The following is an 18756-nucleotide window of genomic DNA, read 5'->3' as shown; positions in this document are numbered from 1 at the left end:
ATGGAGTACTCGGGCGCGTTCTTGCAGCTGTACCGCGAGGAAGGCTGGTACCTGGAGCGCACGGTGCACTACATCGGGCGGGTCGGGCTGGACTACGTGAAGAAGAAGATCCTGGAGGACGAGGCCGGGCGCAAGGCGCTGTGGGAGCGGCTGCAGTTCGCGCTGGATGGGGAGCCCGATCCGTGGTTCGAGTCGAGCCAGGCGCAGGTGGATGTGCGGCAGTTCACGCCGCTGACGGTGTAAACGAAAAGAGCGGAGAAAAAAACTTGAAAAGAAGACTCTTCATCGCTTCCTCAGCGCTCGCCGTTGCGGGCGTCCATGCGCAAGTGGCCGACCTCAACGATGCCATCAACAAGGCGGGCCGTCAGCGCATGCTGTCGCAGCGCGCGAGCAAGGCCTATCTCGCGCTGGCGCAGCAAGTGGAAACGCGCAATGCCCAGCAGGTGCTCGACAAGTCGATTGCCCTGTTCGACAAGCAGTTGGCCGAGCTCAAGGCCTTCGCGCCGGGCCCCGCAATCCGCAGCACCTACGACGCACTCGACAGCGCCTGGCTCGGATTCAAGCGCGAGCTCACCGGGCCCGCGCCCGGCAAGGAAGAAGCCGCCCGGATCGTCAAGCTCGATGCCGCCGTGCTCGCGCTCGCGAACCAGGGCACCATGCAGTACGAAGCCGTCTCTGGCAAGCCCGTGGGCCGGCTGGTCAACATCGCGGGGCGGCAGCGCATGCTGTCGCAGCGCATGGCCAAGTTCTACCTCGCCGGTGCGATGCAGATCGACGCGGCCGGCAGCACGGCCGAAATCGCCAAGGCGCGCTCCGAATTCCTGGCCGGCCTGGACACCCTGCGCACCGCGCCCGAAGCTACCGCCCAAATCCGCCAGGAACTGGTGCTGGCCGACGCGCAGTGGATGTTCTTCAACCGCGGGCTCCAGCGCCTCGAAGGCGCCGGTACCTCGCCCGCCCTCATGTCCGACGTGTTCGTGACCAGCGAAAACATGCTGGCCATCATGGACCGCGTGACGGGCCTGTATTCCGACCTCAAAACCTAGAGACCCATCATGAGTGAATGGAAAACCATCTGCCGCATCGACGACATCCCCGTGCTCGGCTCTCGCCGCGTGGCACGCCCGGTGGGCGTGGATGTGGCGGTGTTCCGCAATTCCGAGAACCAGGTGTTCGCACTGCTCGACCGCTGCCCGCACAAGGGCGGGCCCTTGAGCCAGGGCATCGTGTTCGGCACCAGCGTGGCCTGCCCGCTTCACAACTGGGCCATCGGGCTGGACGACGGCTGCGCCAAGTCGCCCGATGAGGGGTGCACCCCCAAGTTCGCAGTAAAGGTCGAAGATGGCCAGGTCATGATGAACGCGCTCGAACTCAAGACGCATGCCATCGATCTGGCTCCGCCGCGCGCCGGCCCCGGCGCCGCAACGGCTGGCAAGCTGGGCGACGAGAGCTTCGACGTGCAGGCGCCGCACGGCAGCTAGGCGCACAACAAGGCATCGACCCATGGAAGAAACTCGCTCCACCTGCCCCTACTGCGGCGTGGGCTGCGGTGTGATCATCGAATCCGACGGCGCGCAGATTACCGGCGTGCGCGGAGACCCTGACCACCCGGCCAACTTCGGGCGCCTCTGCACCAAGGGCTCGACACTGCATCTCACGGCCACGGCCACGGTCACGCGCCAAACGCGGCTGCTGCAGCCCATGCGGCGCGCAACGCGCGGCGGCGAGCCGGCGCCCATCGCATGGGACACCGCGCTCGACGGCGCCGTCGACAAGTTCGAACAGGTCATCCGGGACCACGGCCCCGACGCCGTGGGCTTCTACGTCTCGGGCCAGCTGCTCACCGAGGACTACTACGTCTTCAACAAGCTCGCCAAGGGCCTGATCGGCACCAACAACATCGACACCAACTCGCGCCTATGCATGAGCAGTGCGGTGGCGGGCTACAAGCAGACGCTCGGCGCCGATGCGCCGCCGGCCTGCTACGACGACCTGAAGCACGCCGAGTGCCTCTTCATCGTGGGCAGCAACGCCGCGTGGGCGCACCCGATCCTGTTCCGCCGCATCGAGGATGCGAAGGCCGCGAACCCCGGGATGAAGATCATCGTGGCCGATCCGCGCCGCACCGACACGGTCGAGATCGCCGACCTGTTCCTGCCGATCCAGCCCGGCACCGATGTGATGCTGTTCAACGGCATGCTGCACCTGATGCTGTGGGAAGGCTGGACCGACAACGGCTACATTGCGGCCCACACCAACGGCTTCGATGCGCTGAAAGCCACGGTGCGCGAATGCACGCCCGACAAGGTGGCGCAGATCTGCGGCATCTCGAAGGAAGACCTGCTCACCGCGGCGCGCATGTTCGCGACCTCGCCGGCCACGCTGAGCCTCTACTGCCAGGGCCTCAACCAGTCGTCGAGCGGCACCGCGAAAAATGCTGCGCTGATCAACCTGCACCTCGCGACCGGTCAGATCGGCAAGCCCGGCGCGGGGCCGTTCTCGCTCACCGGCCAACCCAACGCCATGGGCGGACGCGAAGTGGGTGGCCTGGCCAACCTGCTGAGCGCGCACCGCGACCTGGCCAATCCGGCGCACCGGGCCGAAGTGGCGGCGCTGTGGAACCTGCCCTCCGTGCCGGAAAAACCCGGCAAGACCGCGGTCGAGATGTTCCAGGCCGCGGCCGATGGCGAGATCCGCGCGCTGTGGATCGCCTGCACCAACCCCGCCCAGTCGATGCCCGACCAGGCCACGGTGCGCCGCGCCCTGGAGCGCGCCGAATTCGTCGTGGTGCAGGAAGCCTTTTCAACCACCGCCACCTGCGCCTTTGCCGACCTGCTGCTGCCCGCCACCACCTGGGGTGAGAAGGAAGGCACCGTGACCAACAGCGAGCGCCGCATCTCGCGCGTACGCCCCGCGGTGGCGCCGCCCGGCGAGGCGCGCCACGACTGGTCGATTGCGGTCGATTTTGCGCACCGTCTCGAGCAGCGGTTCGGCCGCGCGCCCACGCTGTTTCCGTACGATTCGGCCGAACGGGTGTGGAACGAGCACCGCGAATCCACGCGCGGCCGCGACCTCGACATCACCGGCATGAGCTACGCGATGCTCGACACCGCGGGCCCGCAGCAATGGCCCCTGAAGGAAGGCGAGGCCACCGGCCGCGCCCGCCTCTATGAAGACGGCATCTTCCCGACGCCGGACGGCCGCGCCCGTTTCGTAGACACGGTCTACAAGCCGGTGGCCGAGGCGCGCGAGGCGCGCTATCCGTTCTCGCTCAACACGGGCCGCCTGCGCGACCAGTGGCACGGCATGAGCCGCACGGGCACGGTCGGCCGGCTCTTCGGCCACGTGGCCGAACCGCTGGTACAGATGAATGCGCAGGACATGGCGCGCCGCCAACTGCAAGACGGCGACCTGGTGCATCTCACCTCCAAACGCGGCTCGATCCTGCTGCCCGCGCGCGCGAGCGCCGAGATCGGGCTGAGCCAGGCCTTCGTCGCCATGCACTGGGGCGAGGAATACCTGAGCGGATGCTCGTCCACCGGCACGCCGCTGGCGGGCATCAATGCGCTGACCTCCCCGGCCTACTGCCCCACCTCGAAGCAACCCGAGCTCAAGCACACGCCGGTCAAGATCCTCAAGGCCGAACTGCCGTGGTCGCTGCTCGCCATGGCGTGGCTGCCGCCCGACGCGGCGCTTGCCGCGCACCAGGCGCTCAAGCCGCTGATGGCAATGTTCCCGTTTGCCACCTGCGTGCCGTTCTCGGGCAACACGCCGGGCGAGGAACGCAGCGGCATCCTGTTTCGCGCCGCCGCGCACGACGCGCCGGCAGACGAGCTCATCGACCGCATCGAGGCCCTGCTCGGCCTCGTCGGCAGCGATGCCTTGCGCTACGCCGACCGCCGCCGCGGCCAGCGCCGCGTGGCACGGCTGGTGCGGCGCGCCGATGGCAACGCCGGCCTGGAGGCCTTCCTGCTGGGCGGTGACACCAGCGCCGAAGCCTGGATCGGCACCCTGCTGCGAGAGGAAATCCCGGCGCAAACCTACGGCCGGCTGCTGCTGTCGCCTGGCGCCCGCGCGCCCGTGGCGGTGCAGTCGCGCGGCCAGCCGGTGTGCACCTGCTTCAACGTGACCGACCTGGCGATCCGGGCCGAGCTGGGGCGCTGCAACGGCACGCCCGAGGAGCGGCTGGCCTCGCTGCAGGGCGCGCTCAAATGCGGCACCAACTGCGGCTCCTGCCTGCCCGAACTCAAGCGCATGGTGCGGGCCACCCCGGCCGAAACCGTGGTGGAGGGTGCATAAGCCGCCTTGCTTTCGGGCATAAGCATTGCGGGACAATCCGTGCACCCATGGGAATCAGCCAATACATCAAGGAAATCGGCCGCGGCGCGCGAGGCGCCAAGCCGCTGACGCGCGAACAGGCCACCGACCTGTTCGGCCAGGTGCTGGACGGCACCGTCACCGACCTGGAGATCGGCGGCTTTTGCCTCGCGATGCGCATCAAGGGCGAAACGCCGGAAGAAATGGCCGGCTTCCTCGACGCCACGCATGCCAGGCTCAACCGCCTGCCTGCCGCCGACCGCCCGCTCATCGTGCTGCCGAGCTACAACGGTGCGCGCAAGCTGCCGGTGCTCACGCCGCTGCTGGCGCTGCTGCTCGCCCGACAAGGCCTGCCGGTGCTGGTGCACGGCAGCGCCACCGAAACATCGCGCGTGCTCGCCTCGAACGTGCTGGAGGCATTGGACGTGCCCCAGCTCACGGCGATCAGGCAAATCCCGTCCGGCGAAGTAGGCTTTGCGCCCACCGAACTGCTCAACCCCGCGCTCAAGCGGCTGCTCGACGTGCGCCGCGTGGTGGGCCTCCGCAACCCTGGCCACAGCGTGGTCAAGCTGATGCAGCCGACCGCCGGCCCGTGCGTGATCGTGGCAAGCTATACGCATCCGGAATACGCGCGCACCATGGGCGAAACTTTCGAGCTCATGGGCATGACTGCCCTGCTCTCGCGCGGCCTGGAGGGCGAAGTGGTGTCCGACCCGCGCCGCACCGCGCAGATCGACGGCTTCGTGCGCGGCGTGCGAAGCGAACTGCAGGCCCAGGCCGCCGGCACGTCCAGCGAAGTGCCGGGCCTGCCGAAAGAAATCGACGTCGCGACCACGGCCGAGTACACGCGGCGCGTATTGAACGGCGAGCTTCCCGTGCCTCAAGCCATCGCCACGCAGGTCAGGCACATCACGCAACTGGCGTCCCACGCATGAACAGACCGACTTCTTCATTTGCCACCGGAAGCTGCACACTGGTGGGCGCCGGCCCCGGCGACCCCGAGCTGCTGACCATCAAGGCCGTCAAGGCGATCCAGGCCGCGACCGTACTGCTGGTGGACGATCTCGTGAGCGAAAGCATCCTGGCCTCCTATGCCCGGCCCGGCGCACGCATCGTGCACGTGGGCAAGCGCGGTGGCTGCAAGAGCACGCCCCAGGCTTTCATCGAGCGGCTCATGATCACCGCGGCGCACGAAGGCGAAACCGTGGTCCGCCTCAAGGGCGGCGATCCCTTCATCTTCGGCCGCGGCGGCGAAGAGGTCGAGCACCTGCGCGAAGCCGGCATCGAGTGCACGGTGATCAACGGCATCACCGCCGGCCTCGCGGCCGCCACCTCGCTCGGCGTGCCGCTCACGCACCGCGACCATGCGCAGGGCGTGGTGTTCGTCACCGGCCACGCCAAGACCGGTGCCGGCACGCACGAAGACGCGACCGACTGGCGCGCGCTCGCTGCCACGGCACACAACGCGCGGCTCACGCTCGTCATCTACATGGGCGTGGCGGGCGCTGGCCACATCGAACGCGAACTGCTCCACGGCCTGCCCGGCGACACCCCGGTGGCCGTGGTGCAGCACGCGAGCCTGCCGCAGCAGCGGCACATGACGACCACGCTCGATCGGCTCCAGGCTGGCATTGCCGAGGCTGGACTCGCGAGCCCAGCGGTGATCGTGGTGGGCGACGTGCTGCGCGGACTGGCCGCGGCAGCGCTGCCGGCGAGCACGGACACGGGCCGCTTCGGCACCTGAACGGCGATCAGAAAGAGAGCGCCCCGGCGATCCGGGGCCGCGCACGAAGTGCCGCAGCTTCCGGCGCATGCGGCGCGTGCAACACGACCGGCGTGCGGCTTCCTAGACTGGCCATAAGGGTGATCCAGGCAATCGACAAGTTGCCGTTCGACATGGCCAGCCGTTGCAGGTCGAGCATCAACGCCTGATATTCCTCGAGCACCTGGACCTCCGACATCTCGCCGCGGCTCATTCGCGTCTTGGCCTGCTCGAACGACGCCTTCGCGTCGCGCACGCGGCGGTTGGCAACCGCCGCCGCGTCGTTGGCAGCTTGCAGCTTTCGCAAGGCCTCGGCGACCTCTGCGCGGCCCTGCGCCACGGCCTCCGGGAAGAGCGGGTAGCCGGGGAGATCGGTGTCGGCTTCCTGGCCGCTCTCGCCCGTGTCTTCCGCGGCATCGATCGCGCCGCCGAGCCCGGCTTGCGGATCGATGCCATACAGCGCCGCGGCCAGCTGGATGTCGTCACGGTTCGCGAGCAATGCCGCCGGCAGGGCCTGCGGCAGCGGGAGCGCCATACGAGGCTGCTTGCGCGCCGCGACTTCATCAACGATGGCCTTCTGCAGCGCCTCTGCGGACAGGCGCGAGCGCGCAACCAGAAAGGCGAGCTGAACGTCGCGCTGCGCACCGATCTTTTCCATCGACGAGGTCGCGTCGGCTTCGCGGTGCTTCAATTCCTCACGGAAATAGTCGTGCGGTGCGGGGCTGGCGGAGACGAGTTGCAACTGGCGTCGTGCGGCGGCGCGCGCACTGTCGATGTAGGTCAGGCTCAGCGTCTGGACCAGCAGCCCGACATACGCCGCCGATACGCCTACCTCCGGGGCCTGCATGTCCAAGCGGCCATCGGAAGCCGCGCCGCGCGATGCCTCCGCAACCAACGCATTCAGCGTGTCGCTCTCGAAGGCCAGCCACCAGGGACCTGCCGACGCACGCGAGGCAGACGCCGCGGGCTGCGCCTCGCCAAGCGTCGACGAGGGGCGCGCCATGGCGCGGCTCGCGCCGACGCCGGAACCTGCGCACGCGATGCCCAGCGCGCCGATGAGCATCGCAACCATTGACCGACTTGACACCATTCGTGCGCTCCAGGGAATTTCGACAGCCACGATGGTCCCCCGCAAATTCGGAGAAATCGAAGAGGCGGCGCAGCGGTATCGAGAAGCCACCCGCGCGGCCCATTGCATCCATGCAACACAAGTTGCGATCGGTCGCCGTTCGGCGAGATTCCTCCCACATTGAACGAAACCATTCAACCCGTCATCGCGAAGCGCGCATGTCGCTCGCGCCCCGCTCAAGAAAGACGGAGAGAACCATGAAGATATGTCCGCGCTCGCCGAGCGCCCTGCGACGGTGGATCGGTGTTGCGCTCGTGTCGCTGGCCTCGATCGCTGCGCACGCACAGAACGCCATCGAGGCGGTCACCAGCACTGCGAGAGGCGACGTGGAACTGGTGCGCATCGACTTCACGCATCCGCTGGCCGCGCTTCCCACCGGCTTCGTGGTGCAGGAGCCGGCGCGCATTGCGCTGGATTTTCCGGGCGTCGCCAATGCCGTGGGCCGCTCGGCGATCGAGTTCAACCTGGGCAACCTCCGCACTGCCAATGTCGTGCAGGCCGGCGAGCGTTCGCGCGTGGTGCTGAACCTCAAGCGTGCCACCACCTACCAGGCGGAGATCCAGGGCCGCTCGCTCCTGGTTTCGCTGCAGCCCGGAACGGGCCAACCGCCCAGGACGCCGTCCACCGCCGGTTTTGCCGAAGACAGGGAACGCCAGGCGACGCCGCTTCGGGACATCGATTTCCGCCGCGGAGGCGACGGCGCCGGCCGCGTGCTGATCGCCATGGGCAGCAGCCAGCTCGGCGTGGACGTGCGGCGGCAGGGCTCGGCACTAGTGGCCGATTTCATGCGCGCTTCGCTGCCCGACGCGCTGCGGCGCCGCCTCGACGTCTCCGACTTTGGCACGGCGGTCGACGCGGTGCACGCGGAGCAGCTCGGCGACAGGGTTCGCCTCACGATCAGTTCGCACGGCGACTGGGAGCAGAGTGCCTACCAGACCGACGAGCAGTTCGTCATCGAGGTGCGCCCGCGCAAGACAGACCCGTCCAAGCTGACCCAGGGCACCGGGTACACCGGCGAAAAGCTCACGCTCAACTTCCAGAATGTCGACGTGCGCGCGCTGCTGCAGGTGATTGCGGACTTCACCGGCTTCAACGTGGTGACGTCCGACACGGTGTCCGGCGCCCTGACGCTGCGGCTCAAGGAAGTGCCGTGGGACCAGGCGCTGGAAGTCATCCTGCAGGCGAAGAACCTGGGCATGCGCAAGAACGGCAGCATCCTCTGGATCGCGCCGCGCGACGAGATCAATGCCAAGGAAAAAGTGGAGCTCGAAGCGCAGGCCGCGCTGGAGAGCCTGGCCGCGCTTCGCACGCAGTCCTTCCAGCTCAACTACGCCAAGGCCGCCACGGTGGCGCAAAGCCTGACGGGCGGCGGTGCCTCAAGTGGCGGCGGCGGCAGCGCCTCGGCCACGCGCATCTTGAGCACCCGCGGCAGCGCGATCGCCGAAGTGCGCACGAACCAGCTTTTCGTCACCGACACGCCGCAACGGCTGGCCGAAGTGAGCGAGCTCATCCGCAAGCTGGACGTGCCGGTGCGGCAGGTGCTGATCGAGGCGCGCATCGTCGAAGCCTCGGACACCTTCGGCAAGTCGCTGGGCGTCAAACTCGGCGGCGGGGCCATCGGCAAGAACAGCTCGGTCGGCACCAGCCCCACGGGCACGTCCAACGCCTTTACCTCTTACACCAGCAGCAACTTCGTGAACCTGCCGGCCGGCGACGCGGGCGGCACCGGCAGCAGCGCGGGGGCCTTCTCGCTGTCTCTTTTCAACTCGAGCTTCACGCGCATGCTGAACCTGGAAATCTCCGCGCTCGAAGCCGAAGGCAAGGGCCGGCTGGTGTCGAACCCGCGCGTGGTGACGGCCGACCAGACCAAGGCGCTGATCGAGCAGGGTGAAGAAATTCCCTACCAGCAGGCCACCTCCAGCGGCGCCACGTCCATCTCGTTCCGCAAGGCAGTGCTGAAGCTCGAGGTCACGCCGCAGATCACGCCCGAAGGCAACATCATCCTGGCGCTCGACGTGAGCAAGGATACGCGCGGCGTCACCACGTCGGCCGGGCCGGCCATCAACACCAAGCACGTGCAGACGGAGGTGCTGGTGGAGAACGGCGGCACCGTGGTGATCGGCGGCATCTTCGAGCTGACGGAAACCAACGACGAGTCGCGCGTGCCGGTGCTCGGCGAGGTGCCTTACCTCGGCGCCTTGTTCCGGTCGCGGGAACGCGTGGTGAACAAGGTCGAGATGCTGGTGTTCATCACGCCGAAGATGATCTCGCGCCCCAACGCCGCGCCGTAGCACCAAGATGTGGCATGGAGCGTGCTTAACGCCAGCATGCCCGTTTTCCGATTGTTTTCAGCGCCCCGCACCCGTTCATGAACGCCGTCGCCGCGCCTCCGCCCGCCGCCGTTGAAATCGTTGCCCTGAGCAAGCGCTACGCCGCAGGCACGCCGGCCGCCGTCGACCGGATCGACCTGCGCATTGCCAGCGGCAGCTACTGCTGCTTGCTGGGCCCTTCGGGCTGCGGCAAGAGCACCACGCTGCGCATGATCGCGGGCCACGAGTCGGTCACCAGTGGCGACATCCTGCTGGACAACCGCAACATCACCAACCTGCCCGCGGCCGCGCGCGGCACGGCGATGATGTTCCAGAGTTTTGCGCTGTTCCCGCACCTGTCCGCAACGGACAACGTGGCCTTCAGCCTCAAGATGAAAGGCGTCGGAAAGGCCGAGCGCCAGAAGCGTGCGCGCGACCTGCTGGATCGCGTGGCCATGGGCCACCTGGCCGAGCGCAAGCCCGGTGAACTCTCCGGCGGACAGCAGCAGCGCGTAGCGCTGGCGCGCGCGCTCATCACCGAACCGCGCGTGCTCCTGCTAGACGAGCCGCTGTCGGCGCTCGACCCCTTTTTGCGCATCCAGATGCGCGCCGAGCTGCGGCGCTGGCAAAAGGAGCTCGGCCTGACCTTCGTGCATGTCACGCATTCACAAGAAGAAGCGATGGCACTGGCCGACACCATGGTGGTGATGAACCACGGGGTGATCGAGCAGGTCGGCTCTCCGCACCAGATCTACAACCACCCGGCCAACGAGTTCGTGGCGCGCTTCATGGGCGGGCACAACGTGTTCGACACGTCCACCGGCCCCATCGCCGTGCGCAACGATCACATGCGGATTGCTCCGGCTTCCGATGGCGCCGCCTCCGGTGGCCTTGCCGCGACGGTGACCGATGTCGAATACCAGGGCACCTACGTGCTGCTCGGGCTGGCGCTGCAAGCCACCCCGCCCGGCCGCCAGAACGTGTCGGTGCTGATGGGCGAAGCCGCCTTTCTCGCGCGTCCCTATGCACAGGGCCAGGCGGTGAGCCTGGCCTGGGCCGAGGCCGACGCGCGCGCTCTCGCCACGACTCCGCAGGCGTCGCCGCCTCACCCCATCCCCGTTCCCTTACCCGCCACTTTCCACACGGAGGCTCTTTCATCATGACCGACCCCATCGACTCGTCCGCCGGCGTCCAGCGCCGCACCCTGCTGCAAGGCACCGCCGGCATCCTGGCCACGGGCATCGCGCCCTTCGTGCATGCACAGGAAAAAATCGTGCTGCGCTACCTCGGCACCGCGGTGAACCAGGACAAGGCGATTGCCGAGAAGTTCAAGGCCGACACCGGCATCGAGATCCAGTACGTGGCCGTAACCACCGACGACGTGACCAAGCGCGCCGTGACCGCCCCCAACAGCTTCGACCTGATCGACACCGAGTTCTTCTCGCTCAAGAAGATCGTGCCGACCGGCAATCTGAAGGGCATCGATACCAAGAAGATCAAGAACGCCGACAAGATCACCACGCTCTTCACCAAGGGCGAAGTCGGCGGCAAGGCCGTGGGCGACCAAGGCACCGCGCCCAAGAAGGTGATCTATCTCGAGGGCGAGAAGAGCAAGAAGTTCGCGGCGGCGCCAACACAGTTCATGTCGCTGATCCCCACGGTCTACAACGCCGACACGCTGGGCATCCGTCCCGACCTGATCAAGCGCCCCATCAGCTCCTGGGCCGAGCTGCTGAACCCCGAGTTCAAGGGCAAGGCCGCGATCCTGAACATTCCGTCCATCGGCATCATGGACGCCGCGATGGTGGTAGAGGCCAAGGGCATCCACAAGTACAAGGACAAGGGCAACATGACCAAGGCCGAGATCGACCTGACGATCAAGACCCTGATCGAAGCCAAGAAGGCCGGCCAGTTCCGCGCGCTGTGGAAGGACTTCAACGAGTCGGTCAACCTGATGGCTTCGGGCGAAGTGGTGATCCAGTCGATGTGGTCGCCCGCCGTCACGGCCGTGCGCACCAAGGGCATTGCCTGCAACTTCCAGCCGCTGAAGGAAGGCTACCGCGCTTGGGCCGCCGGCTTCGGCCTGCCGGCCACGCTGTCGGGCAAGAAGCTCGACGGTGCGTACGAATTCATCAACTGGTTTCTCGACGGCTGGGCCGGTGCCTACCTGAACCGCCAGGGCTACTACAGCGCGGTGCTCGACACCGCCAAGGCCAAGATGGAGGCCTACGAGTGGGCCTACTGGATGGAAGGCAAGCCCGCCTCGCAGGACATCAAGAGCCCCAATGGCGACGTGCTCGCCAAGACCGGCGCGGTGCGCGACGGCGGCAGCTACGAGCAGCGCATGGGCGGCATCGCCTGCTGGAACGCAGTGATGGACGAGAACGAGTACATGGTCAAAAAATGGAACGAGTTCGTTGCCGCCTGACCCTGTGAGCGCTCCAACCGCCAGCGCGCATGCGCCCAGCCAGTCCGTCCACGCCGTCAAGGCATGGTGGCAGGCTGCGCCATTCGCGCTGGTTTTTTTGCTCTTCTTTCTAATTCCACTGGCGCTGATCGCGATGGTCAGCCTGTGGAATTTCAACGAGTACGAGTTGATCCCGGCGGTGACGCTGCGCAACTACGCGAGTCTGTTCGAGGGCTGCTCGCAGCTCACAGACAACGGCGACCTGTGCGTCACGCTCAATACCTACCTGAGCACCTTCAAGTTCTGCCTGCTGGTGTGGGGCATCACGCTGCTGATCGGTTTCTCGGTGGCGTACTTTCTTGCGTTCCACGTGCGCTCGTCGACCATGCAGACGGTGCTGTTCGTGCTGTGCACGGTGCCGTTCTGGACCTCCAATGTCATCCGCATGATCTCGTGGGTGCCTCTCTTGGGGCGCAACGGTCTGGTCAACCAGATGCTGGCGGGCCTCGGCCTCGTTGACCATCCGGTCGAGTGGCTGCTGTTTTCCAATTTCTCGGTGGTGCTCGCCTTCGTGCACCTCTACACGATGTTCATGATCGTGCCGATCTTCAACAGCATGATGCGCATCGACCGCTCGCTGCTCGAAGCCGCCAGCGACGCGGGCGCGTCGGGCTGGCAGACGCTCTGGAACGTGGTGGTGCCGCTGTCGCGCACCGGCATCCTCATCGGCTCGATCTTCGTCATCACCATCGTGATGGGCGACTTCGTGACCATCGGCGTGATGGGCGGTCAGCAGATCGCATCGATCGGCAAGATCATCCAGGTGCAGACCTCGTACCTGCAGTTTCCGCTGGCCGCGGCCAACGCGATGATCCTGCTGGCGGTGGTGCTGATGATCATCTGGGGGCTCACGCGGCTCGTTGATATTCGCAAGGAGCTCTGAGATGAAGCCTTGCTATGTCATCCGTAGCGTTGATGGTTCTGAACGCTGCAGTTCGTGGGGCGCTCCCGCCGACGGGGTACCTTACTCCGCGAATGTCCCCCGGCCTGCGGCCTCCTCCTTTATTTCGCTGCGCAAGGCACCCCGCCAGCGGGATCGTTGGGCAGTGCGGTGGTTGATCGAGCGGAACAGGATCAGCGTCCAGTGGGCACAGGGCGCCGGGTGCTCCCCGCAGCGAAATAAAGGAGGAGCCGAAGGCGGGGGACATTCGCGGAGGGGAGTACCCGGTGGCCTTTGCACGCGCCCTGAACACTCCTGAACTGAACGCCCCCGAACGCCCCGAAGCAAGGACAACACACATGAGCCAGCGCATAGGAGAACAACGCAGCCCAGGCTTCTGGCCATTGGCCATCGTCTTCGCCCTCTTCGTGCTGTTCCTCTACGGCCCGATGATCACGATCTTCATCCTGAGCTTTCAGGGCCCTGAAGGCGGCCTGACCTTTCCACTGCGCGGCGTTTCTCTGCACTGGTTCTACAAGTTGGCAGAAGGCCTGGGCACAGTAGACATCGGCGCGGCTTTCAGGCGCTCGCTGGCGCTGGGCGCGGTGGTAATGGGCTTCACCGTGGTGCTCTCGGTGCTGGCCGGCCTTGCGTTCCGCAAGAAGCTCGCGGGCAGCAACGCGCTGTTCTTCGTCACCGTGGCGAGCCTCATCATGCCGTCGATCATCATTTCGCTGGGCATCGGCCTGCAGTTCCGGCTCATCGACACTGGGGTCAAGAGCCTGCTCGAGGCCGTGGACGCCACCGCGCTGCTCGAAGGCTACGGTACTGCGCTCGGCCTGTTCAGCTCCGCGCTCGGCGCCCACCTGACGTGGACCCTGCCCTTCGGGCTGCTCATCATGTTCGCGGTGTTCAACCGCTTCAACCCGGCCTACGAGGAAGCCGCGCGCGACCTCGGCGCCACGCCCTGGCAAACCTTCCGGCACGTGGTGCTGCCGCTGATCGGCCCGTCCATCGTCGGCATTGGCATGTTCGGCTTCACGCTGTCATGGGACGAGATCGCCCGCACCTCGCAGGCCATCGGCGACGTCAACACGCTGCCGCTCGAACTGCAGGGCCTGACCTCGACCGTCACGACGCCTTCGATCTATGCGCTGGGCACCGTGACCACCGTGGTGTCCCTGCTCGTGATGGCCGTGGCGCTGGGCACGGCCGCGCTGCTGCGCCGTCGCGCCGTTCGGCCGCGCTAACGCCAAGATTCGCGCATAAGGCGGGAAAGCCACGAAGGCCGTCTACCCCGTTCGGTCGACGTGAGAGTTTTCCTACAGCCGCCTAAAATCGCGCGCAACAAATCACAAGCGAGAGAGAGGCGGGCATGCTCGACATCGAGAAACTCAACGAATTCACCCAGACCCACGGCGAGCTGCGCCGCGGCCGAGGCCTCGTCACAGGAACCATTGCGCTGAGCCTGGGCATCCTGTGCTTCCTGGGCGTGCTGGCATTCCACTTTCCGCAGTACCTCACGACGCCCGAGTTGCGCAAGAGCTACAACGTCGACGTGATGCGCTTCATTCTGCTGGCGGCCATGGTCGTCGCGGGCGGGATGGCGCTGGTGAACATCATCTTCAACCGCTCGCGCTGGCTGTCTTCGGCCGCGTTCCTGCTGGTGGCCGCCGCGGCCCTGCTGGGCGGGCACAAGGTGCCGGTGAACGACTTTGCCGACAACACGCCCTATATCGGGCTGGACTGGTTCATCCTCGACCTGCTGGGGTCGTCGCTGATCTTCATCTTCATCGAGAAGCTCTTCGCCTTGCGCAAGGACCAGCCGGTTTTCCGCGCCGAATGGCAGACGGACTTTCACCACTTTGTGGTGAACCACATGATCGTGGGCTTCGTGCTGCTGGCCACCAACCTGATGGTGCACAAGTTCTTCGGCTGGGCGGCCAACGACGGCATCCGGGGCTGGGTGGGCAACCTGCCGTTCTGGGCCGGGCTGCTGCTGATCGTCCTGGTGGCCGACCTGGTGCAGTACTGGACCCACCGCGCCTACCACGAGGTGCCGGTGCTGTGGCGCCTGCATGCCGTGCACCACAGCGTGAAGAGCATGGACTGGATGGCGGGCTCGCGCCAGCACATCCTCGAGCTGCTGATCACGCGCACACTGGTGCTGGCCCCCATCTACGTGCTGGGCTTCTCCAAGGAAGTGATCGACGCGTACATCGTGGTGGTGGGCTTCCAGGCGGTGTTCAACCACTGCAACGTGAGCGTGCGGCTCGGGCCGCTGCGCTACATCATCGTGACGCCCAACTTCCACCACTGGCACCACAGCCAGGACGTCGAGGCGCTCGACAAGAACTATTCGGCGCACTACGCCTTTCTCGACTATCTCTTCGGCACCGCGGTCAAGAGCACCAAGCTCTGGCCCGAGAAGTACGGCGTGCTCGGCGACTACGTGCCCAACGGCTTCTTCAAGCAGTTGAAGTTCCCGTTCATCTGGAAAGGATGATGCGGCGCCATCTCCGCGCGGCGGTGCTCGGTGCTGCCGCATTGCTGCTCTCTGCCTGCGCCACCCGTGTCGAGCTGCCGTCCAAGGACGCGGGCCTGCGGCTGCGCGTGCAGAGCTCGGTCATCGCCCCCGGCAATGGCGGCGAGCTGATTGCAGCCGATGCGCTGCAGCCAGGGGACATCCTCCTGACCTCCATCGCCACCGTCAATTCCTTCGGCATCCGGCTGGGCACCTTCTCGCCTGTGAGCCATGCGGTGCTGTACCTGGGCGACGGCCTGATCGCCGAGGCGGTGGGCACCGGCGTGCGCGCGCGCCCGCTGGCCGACGTGGTGGACGAAGAACAGATGGTCGTGGCCTTTCGCGTGCCCGGGCTCGACACCGCGGGCGCCGACAAGCTGCGCACCTGGGCCAACTCCCAGGTGGGCACCCGCTACAACACCACGGGCGTGCTGCTGAATGCGCCTTTCGTGCTGAACCGGCGCCTGTGCGAGCTGCCGCTGATTCCCTCGGCCGTCAGCCACTACTGCATCAGCGGCATGGCCATGGTGCAGCTGGGCGCGAGCCGCGACGACCAGTTCTTCTGTTCGCAGTTCGTACTCGAGGCCTACAGGCGGGCCGGCCTGCCGATCACCGACGCCGACCCGCGCTGGGTGAGCCCGGCCGACCTGCTGCACATGCGCGAGGGCGACGTGCCCTCGATTGCCGCCACGCAGCCGCTGCGCTACGTGGGCCACCTCAAATACAACCCACCGCCCCTGCTGGCGGCCGACGGACCCTGACTGATTTGAGCGCGCCTTTTCGATTCGATGTCGTCGTTGTCGGCGCCGGTGCCGCGGGCCTGTTCTGCGCGGCGCTGGCCGGGCAGCGCGGGTTGAAGGTGCTGCTGGTCGACCACAGCGAGAAGGTGGCGGAAAAGATCCGCATCTCGGGTGGCGGCCGCGCCAATTTCACCAACCGCGACCTCGACGTGCGCGCTCCGCAGCGCCACTTCATCGGCGAGAACCCGAATTTCTGCCGCTCGGCCCTGTCGCGTTATGCGCCGCAGCAGTTCATCGAGCTGGTGCAGAAGCACGGCATCGCCTTTCACGAGAAGCACAAGGGGCAGCTGTTCTGCGACGGTTCCTCGCAGCAGATCATCGACATGCTGCTGGCGGAATGCGACGCGGGCAATGTCACGCGCTGGCAGCCGTGCAAGCTCGGGAAGATCGAGTTTTCGGCGTCCGGCAATGATGGAGCGGGCACGGGCAGCTACAAGATCGATAGCAGCAAGGGCCTGATCGAAACGCCCAAGCTCGTGGTTGGGACGGGCGGCCTGTCGATCCCGCAGATCGGCGCCAGCGATTTCGGCTATCGCCTGGCCGAGCAGTTCGGCCTGCGCGTCGTCACGCCCCGCCCGGCCCTGGTGCCGCTGACCTTCGGCGGCGAAGCCTGGGCGCCGTATGCCGAACTGGCCGGGCTGGCGCTGCCGGTGCGCATCGAAACCGGTGCCAAGAAGGAAAAGATGGCCTTCCTCGAAGATCTGCTGTTCACTCACCGCGGCCTTTCGGGCCCAGCCGTGCTGCAGATTTCGAGCTACTGGAAGCCCGGCACCCCGCTCACGCTCGACTTCGCGCCCGGCGTGGACGTGGCCGAGGCCCTGGGCGATGCCAAGCTCCGCTCGAAGAAACGCATTGCCAATGAACTGGCCATGCTGGTGCCCTCGCGGCTGGCGGACGCCTGGGTAGGGCAGGATGCTGCCCTGCAGCGGCCCGTCAACGAGGCCGCCGACAAGGCCCTGGCCGCCCTGGCCGAGCGCATCGCCCGCTGGCAGATCACCCCCAGCGGCACCGAGGGCTATAAGAAGGCCGAGGTCACGGCAGGCGGCATCGACACCCGCGATCTGTCCTCCCAGACCATGGAATCGAAGCAGCCGGGGCTGTATTTCATCGGCGAAGTGGTCGACGTGACGGGTTGGTTGGGCGGATACAACTTCCAATGGGCCTGGGCGAGCGCACATGCGTGCGCAACCGCGCTATAATCGCGGGCTAACTTTGGCCTCCCCTCAACGGCCGCAAAAATTTTTCAGTTGAGGAACCCCGGCTTGGGGCCTCGATCTCCCCGAGCCAAATTCAGTTCAACGATTCATCAATGACCACCATTCGCGTTAAAGAAAACGAGCCTTTCGACGTCGCCCTGCGCCGCTTCAAGCGCACCATCGAAAAGCTCGGCCTGCTGACCGACCTGCGCGCCCGCGAGTTCTACGAAAAGCCGACCGCCGAGCGCAAGCGCAAGAAGGCAGCCGCCGTCAAGCGCCATTACAAGCGCGTGCGCAGCATGCAGCTCCCCAAGAAGCTGTACTGATGCCCGTTGGCAACAGGATCGCCGGCCTTTGACGCAAGTCGGCCCAGCGATCCGATTGCTGCCTCAGCCGCGCCAGGGAAACCTGCCGCGGCTTTTGTTTTTCCCGAACCAGGAGCCCCGAGCATGAGCCTCAAGGAACAGATCACCGAAGACATGAAGACCGCGATGCGCGCCAAGGACTCGGAGCGCCTTGGCACCATTCGCCTGCTGCTGGCCGCCCTGAAGCAGAAGGAAGTCGACGAGCGCGTGGAGCTCGACGACGCCATGGTCGTTGCCATCGTCGACAAGATGGTCAAGCAGCGCAAGGACTCGATCGCCGCGTTCACGACCGGCGGGCGCGCCGACCTGGCCGACAAGGAAGCGGCCGAGATCAAGGTGCTCGAGGTCTACCTGCCGCAGCGCATGGGCGCCGACGAAGTGGCTGCCGAAGTGAAGGCCATCGTGGCCGAGCTGGGCGCCAAGGGCCCCGGCGACATGGGCAAGGTGATGGGCGCGGTCAAGACGCGCCTCGCCGGCAAGGCCGACATGGGCCAGGTGAGCGCGGCGGTCAAGGCGGCCCTGGCGAGCGCCTGATGCGCAGCGGCGGCGCCGGCGCCACCACGACGATTCCGAAGGCCTGCGCCTGCCTGGTCGATGCCAGGGGCCGGCTGCTGGTGTTCCGCCATCCCGGCGATGGGAACATGCAGCTGCCCAAGGGCACCATCGAGCCCGGCGAATCGCCCGAGGTGGCGGTGCGCCGCGAGCTGCTCGAGGAGTCGGGCATCGACCACGTCGGCGAGCTGCAGCCGCTCGGCACCCTGCAGCGCGACTGCGAGGCCGGCATCGAGGGCAATACGCTGCGCCACCCGCAGCTGTGGCACCTGTTCCTGATGCGCGCCGATGGCCCGCTGCCCGAAACCTTCGAGCACGTGGCCATGGGCAGCCCCGAGGAAGACGGCCTGGTGTTTTCGTTCAGCTGGCTCGCGCCCGACGACGGCATCGAGAACTTCGCCCTGCCCTACAGGCAGGCCATCGCGCGCGTTCGCGCGGCCCTGCTCTCCGCCTGA

18 protein-coding genes are annotated in these 18756 nt (G+C 66.6%); 17 read left to right on the top strand and 1 reads right to left on the bottom strand.

The genetic code is table 11. From position 1 onward, the window contains the following. The 6 genes from BLR24_RS09905 to cobA form a co-directional block, all read left to right on the top strand. A partial coding sequence (locus tag BLR24_RS09905; protein WP_139188746.1) for a hypothetical protein occupies window positions 1-243 on the top strand: 243 nt, incomplete at its 5' end. 23 nt (window positions 244-266) lie between these two features. Next, window positions 267-1046, top strand: coding sequence for a type IV pili methyl-accepting chemotaxis transducer N-terminal domain-containing protein (locus tag BLR24_RS09900; RefSeq protein WP_093016263.1), 780 nt, complete (start codon window positions 267-269; stop codon window positions 1044-1046). Window positions 1047-1055: 9 nt separating this feature from the next. Continuing rightward, window positions 1056-1481, top strand: coding sequence for a nitrite reductase small subunit NirD (gene nirD, locus BLR24_RS09895; protein ID WP_093016261.1), 426 nt, complete (start codon window positions 1056-1058; stop codon window positions 1479-1481). 22 nt (window positions 1482-1503) lie between these two features. Then, window positions 1504-4299: a nitrate reductase gene (locus BLR24_RS09890; protein WP_093016259.1), complete on the top strand. Its 2796-nt coding sequence runs from the start codon at window positions 1504-1506 to the stop codon at window positions 4297-4299. Between the two features lie 47 nt (window positions 4300-4346). After that, a complete protein-coding gene (gene ybiB / locus BLR24_RS09885; protein ID WP_093016257.1) occupies window positions 4347-5252 on the top strand; it encodes a DNA-binding protein YbiB in 906 nt (301 codons plus the stop codon). Continuing rightward, on the top strand, window positions 5249-6061 hold the full coding sequence (gene cobA / locus BLR24_RS09880) for a uroporphyrinogen-III C-methyltransferase (RefSeq protein ID WP_093016255.1): 813 nt from the start codon (window positions 5249-5251) through the stop codon (window positions 6059-6061). The genes ybiB and cobA overlap by 4 nt, the downstream gene beginning before the upstream one ends. 7 nt (window positions 6062-6068) lie before the next feature. Here cobA and BLR24_RS09875 read toward each other — a convergent pair whose 3' ends face one another. After that, window positions 6069-7151, bottom strand: a complete 1083-nt coding sequence (locus BLR24_RS09875; RefSeq protein WP_093016253.1) for a hypothetical protein — start codon at window positions 7149-7151, stop codon at window positions 6069-6071. A gap of 254 nt (window positions 7152-7405) precedes the next feature. Between BLR24_RS09875 and pilQ the strand changes: the two genes are divergently transcribed. From pilQ to BLR24_RS09820, 11 genes are all read left to right on the top strand, one after another. Then, window positions 7406-9499 (top strand): type IV pilus secretin PilQ, encoded by a 2094-nt coding sequence (gene pilQ, locus BLR24_RS09870; RefSeq protein ID WP_093016350.1) that lies wholly within the window; start codon window positions 7406-7408, stop codon window positions 9497-9499. Between the two features lie 77 nt (window positions 9500-9576). Beyond that, on the top strand, window positions 9577-10680 hold the full coding sequence (locus BLR24_RS09865) for an ABC transporter ATP-binding protein (protein ID WP_093016251.1): 1104 nt from the start codon (window positions 9577-9579) through the stop codon (window positions 10678-10680). Beyond that, a complete protein-coding gene (locus tag BLR24_RS09860; RefSeq protein WP_093016249.1) occupies window positions 10677-11945 on the top strand; it encodes an ABC transporter substrate-binding protein in 1269 nt (422 codons plus the stop codon). Before BLR24_RS09865 ends, BLR24_RS09860 begins: the two co-directional genes overlap by 4 nt. 4 nt (window positions 11946-11949) lie before the next feature. Next, window positions 11950-12867, top strand: a complete 918-nt coding sequence (locus tag BLR24_RS09855; RefSeq protein WP_093016247.1) for an ABC transporter permease — start codon at window positions 11950-11952, stop codon at window positions 12865-12867. 356 nt (window positions 12868-13223) lie between these two features. Beyond that, complete coding sequence (locus BLR24_RS09850; protein WP_093016245.1) at window positions 13224-14114, top strand: ABC transporter permease; 891 nt, start codon at window positions 13224-13226, stop codon at window positions 14112-14114. A 125-nt stretch (window positions 14115-14239) separates the two neighbouring features. Then, window positions 14240-15370 carry a sterol desaturase family protein gene (locus BLR24_RS09845; RefSeq protein WP_093016243.1) on the top strand — a complete coding sequence of 377 codons (1131 nt, stop codon included), beginning with the start codon at window positions 14240-14242 and terminating at the stop codon, window positions 15368-15370. Next, on the top strand, window positions 15367-16149 hold the full coding sequence (locus tag BLR24_RS09840; RefSeq protein ID WP_093016242.1) for a YaeF family permuted papain-like enzyme: 783 nt from the start codon (window positions 15367-15369) through the stop codon (window positions 16147-16149). The genes BLR24_RS09845 and BLR24_RS09840 overlap by 4 nt, the downstream gene beginning before the upstream one ends. A 5-nt stretch (window positions 16150-16154) precedes the next feature. Continuing rightward, a complete protein-coding gene (locus BLR24_RS09835) occupies window positions 16155-17387 on the top strand; it encodes a BaiN/RdsA family NAD(P)/FAD-dependent oxidoreductase (RefSeq protein WP_093016240.1) in 1233 nt (410 codons plus the stop codon). Between the two features lie 110 nt (window positions 17388-17497). Then, window positions 17498-17710, top strand: a complete 213-nt coding sequence (gene rpsU / locus BLR24_RS09830; protein ID WP_007833691.1) for a 30S ribosomal protein S21 — start codon at window positions 17498-17500, stop codon at window positions 17708-17710. 123 nt (window positions 17711-17833) lie between these two features. Further along, complete coding sequence (locus tag BLR24_RS09825) at window positions 17834-18283, top strand: GatB/YqeY domain-containing protein (RefSeq protein ID WP_055798861.1); 450 nt, start codon at window positions 17834-17836, stop codon at window positions 18281-18283. Continuing rightward, complete coding sequence (locus tag BLR24_RS09820; RefSeq protein WP_093016238.1) at window positions 18283-18756, top strand: NUDIX domain-containing protein; 474 nt, start codon at window positions 18283-18285, stop codon at window positions 18754-18756. Before BLR24_RS09825 ends, BLR24_RS09820 begins: the two co-directional genes overlap by 1 nt.

The sequence above is a fragment of the Variovorax sp. OV700 genome (genome assembly GCF_900099805.1).
Classification (GTDB): Bacteria; Pseudomonadota; Gammaproteobacteria; order Burkholderiales; family Burkholderiaceae_C; genus Variovorax.
This window is presented reverse-complemented; position numbering and strand designations above follow the sequence as displayed.

Coding starts and splice junctions, on each gene's coding strand:
- nirD (WP_093016261.1), top strand. CDS start 1,056: ATGAGTGAATGGAAAACCATCTGCCGCATCGACGACATCCCCGTGCTC.
- BLR24_RS09890 (WP_093016259.1), top strand. CDS start 1,504: ATGGAAGAAACTCGCTCCACCTGCCCCTACTGCGGCGTGGGCTGCGGT.
- ybiB (WP_093016257.1), top strand. CDS start 4,347: ATGGGAATCAGCCAATACATCAAGGAAATCGGCCGCGGCGCGCGAGGC.
- cobA (WP_093016255.1), top strand. CDS start 5,249: ATGAACAGACCGACTTCTTCATTTGCCACCGGAAGCTGCACACTGGTG.
- BLR24_RS09875 (WP_093016253.1), bottom strand. CDS start 7,151: ATGGTTGCGATGCTCATCGGCGCGCTGGGCATCGCGTGCGCAGGTTCC.
- pilQ (WP_093016350.1), top strand. CDS start 7,406: ATGAAGATATGTCCGCGCTCGCCGAGCGCCCTGCGACGGTGGATCGGT.
- BLR24_RS09865 (WP_093016251.1), top strand. CDS start 9,577: ATGAACGCCGTCGCCGCGCCTCCGCCCGCCGCCGTTGAAATCGTTGCC.
- BLR24_RS09860 (WP_093016249.1), top strand. CDS start 10,677: ATGACCGACCCCATCGACTCGTCCGCCGGCGTCCAGCGCCGCACCCTG.
- BLR24_RS09850 (WP_093016245.1), top strand. CDS start 13,224: ATGAGCCAGCGCATAGGAGAACAACGCAGCCCAGGCTTCTGGCCATTG.
- BLR24_RS09845 (WP_093016243.1), top strand. CDS start 14,240: ATGCTCGACATCGAGAAACTCAACGAATTCACCCAGACCCACGGCGAG.
- BLR24_RS09840 (WP_093016242.1), top strand. CDS start 15,367: ATGATGCGGCGCCATCTCCGCGCGGCGGTGCTCGGTGCTGCCGCATTG.
- rpsU (WP_007833691.1), top strand. CDS start 17,498: ATGACCACCATTCGCGTTAAAGAAAACGAGCCTTTCGACGTCGCCCTG.
- BLR24_RS09825 (WP_055798861.1), top strand. CDS start 17,834: ATGAGCCTCAAGGAACAGATCACCGAAGACATGAAGACCGCGATGCGC.
- BLR24_RS09820 (WP_093016238.1), top strand. CDS start 18,283: ATGCGCAGCGGCGGCGCCGGCGCCACCACGACGATTCCGAAGGCCTGC.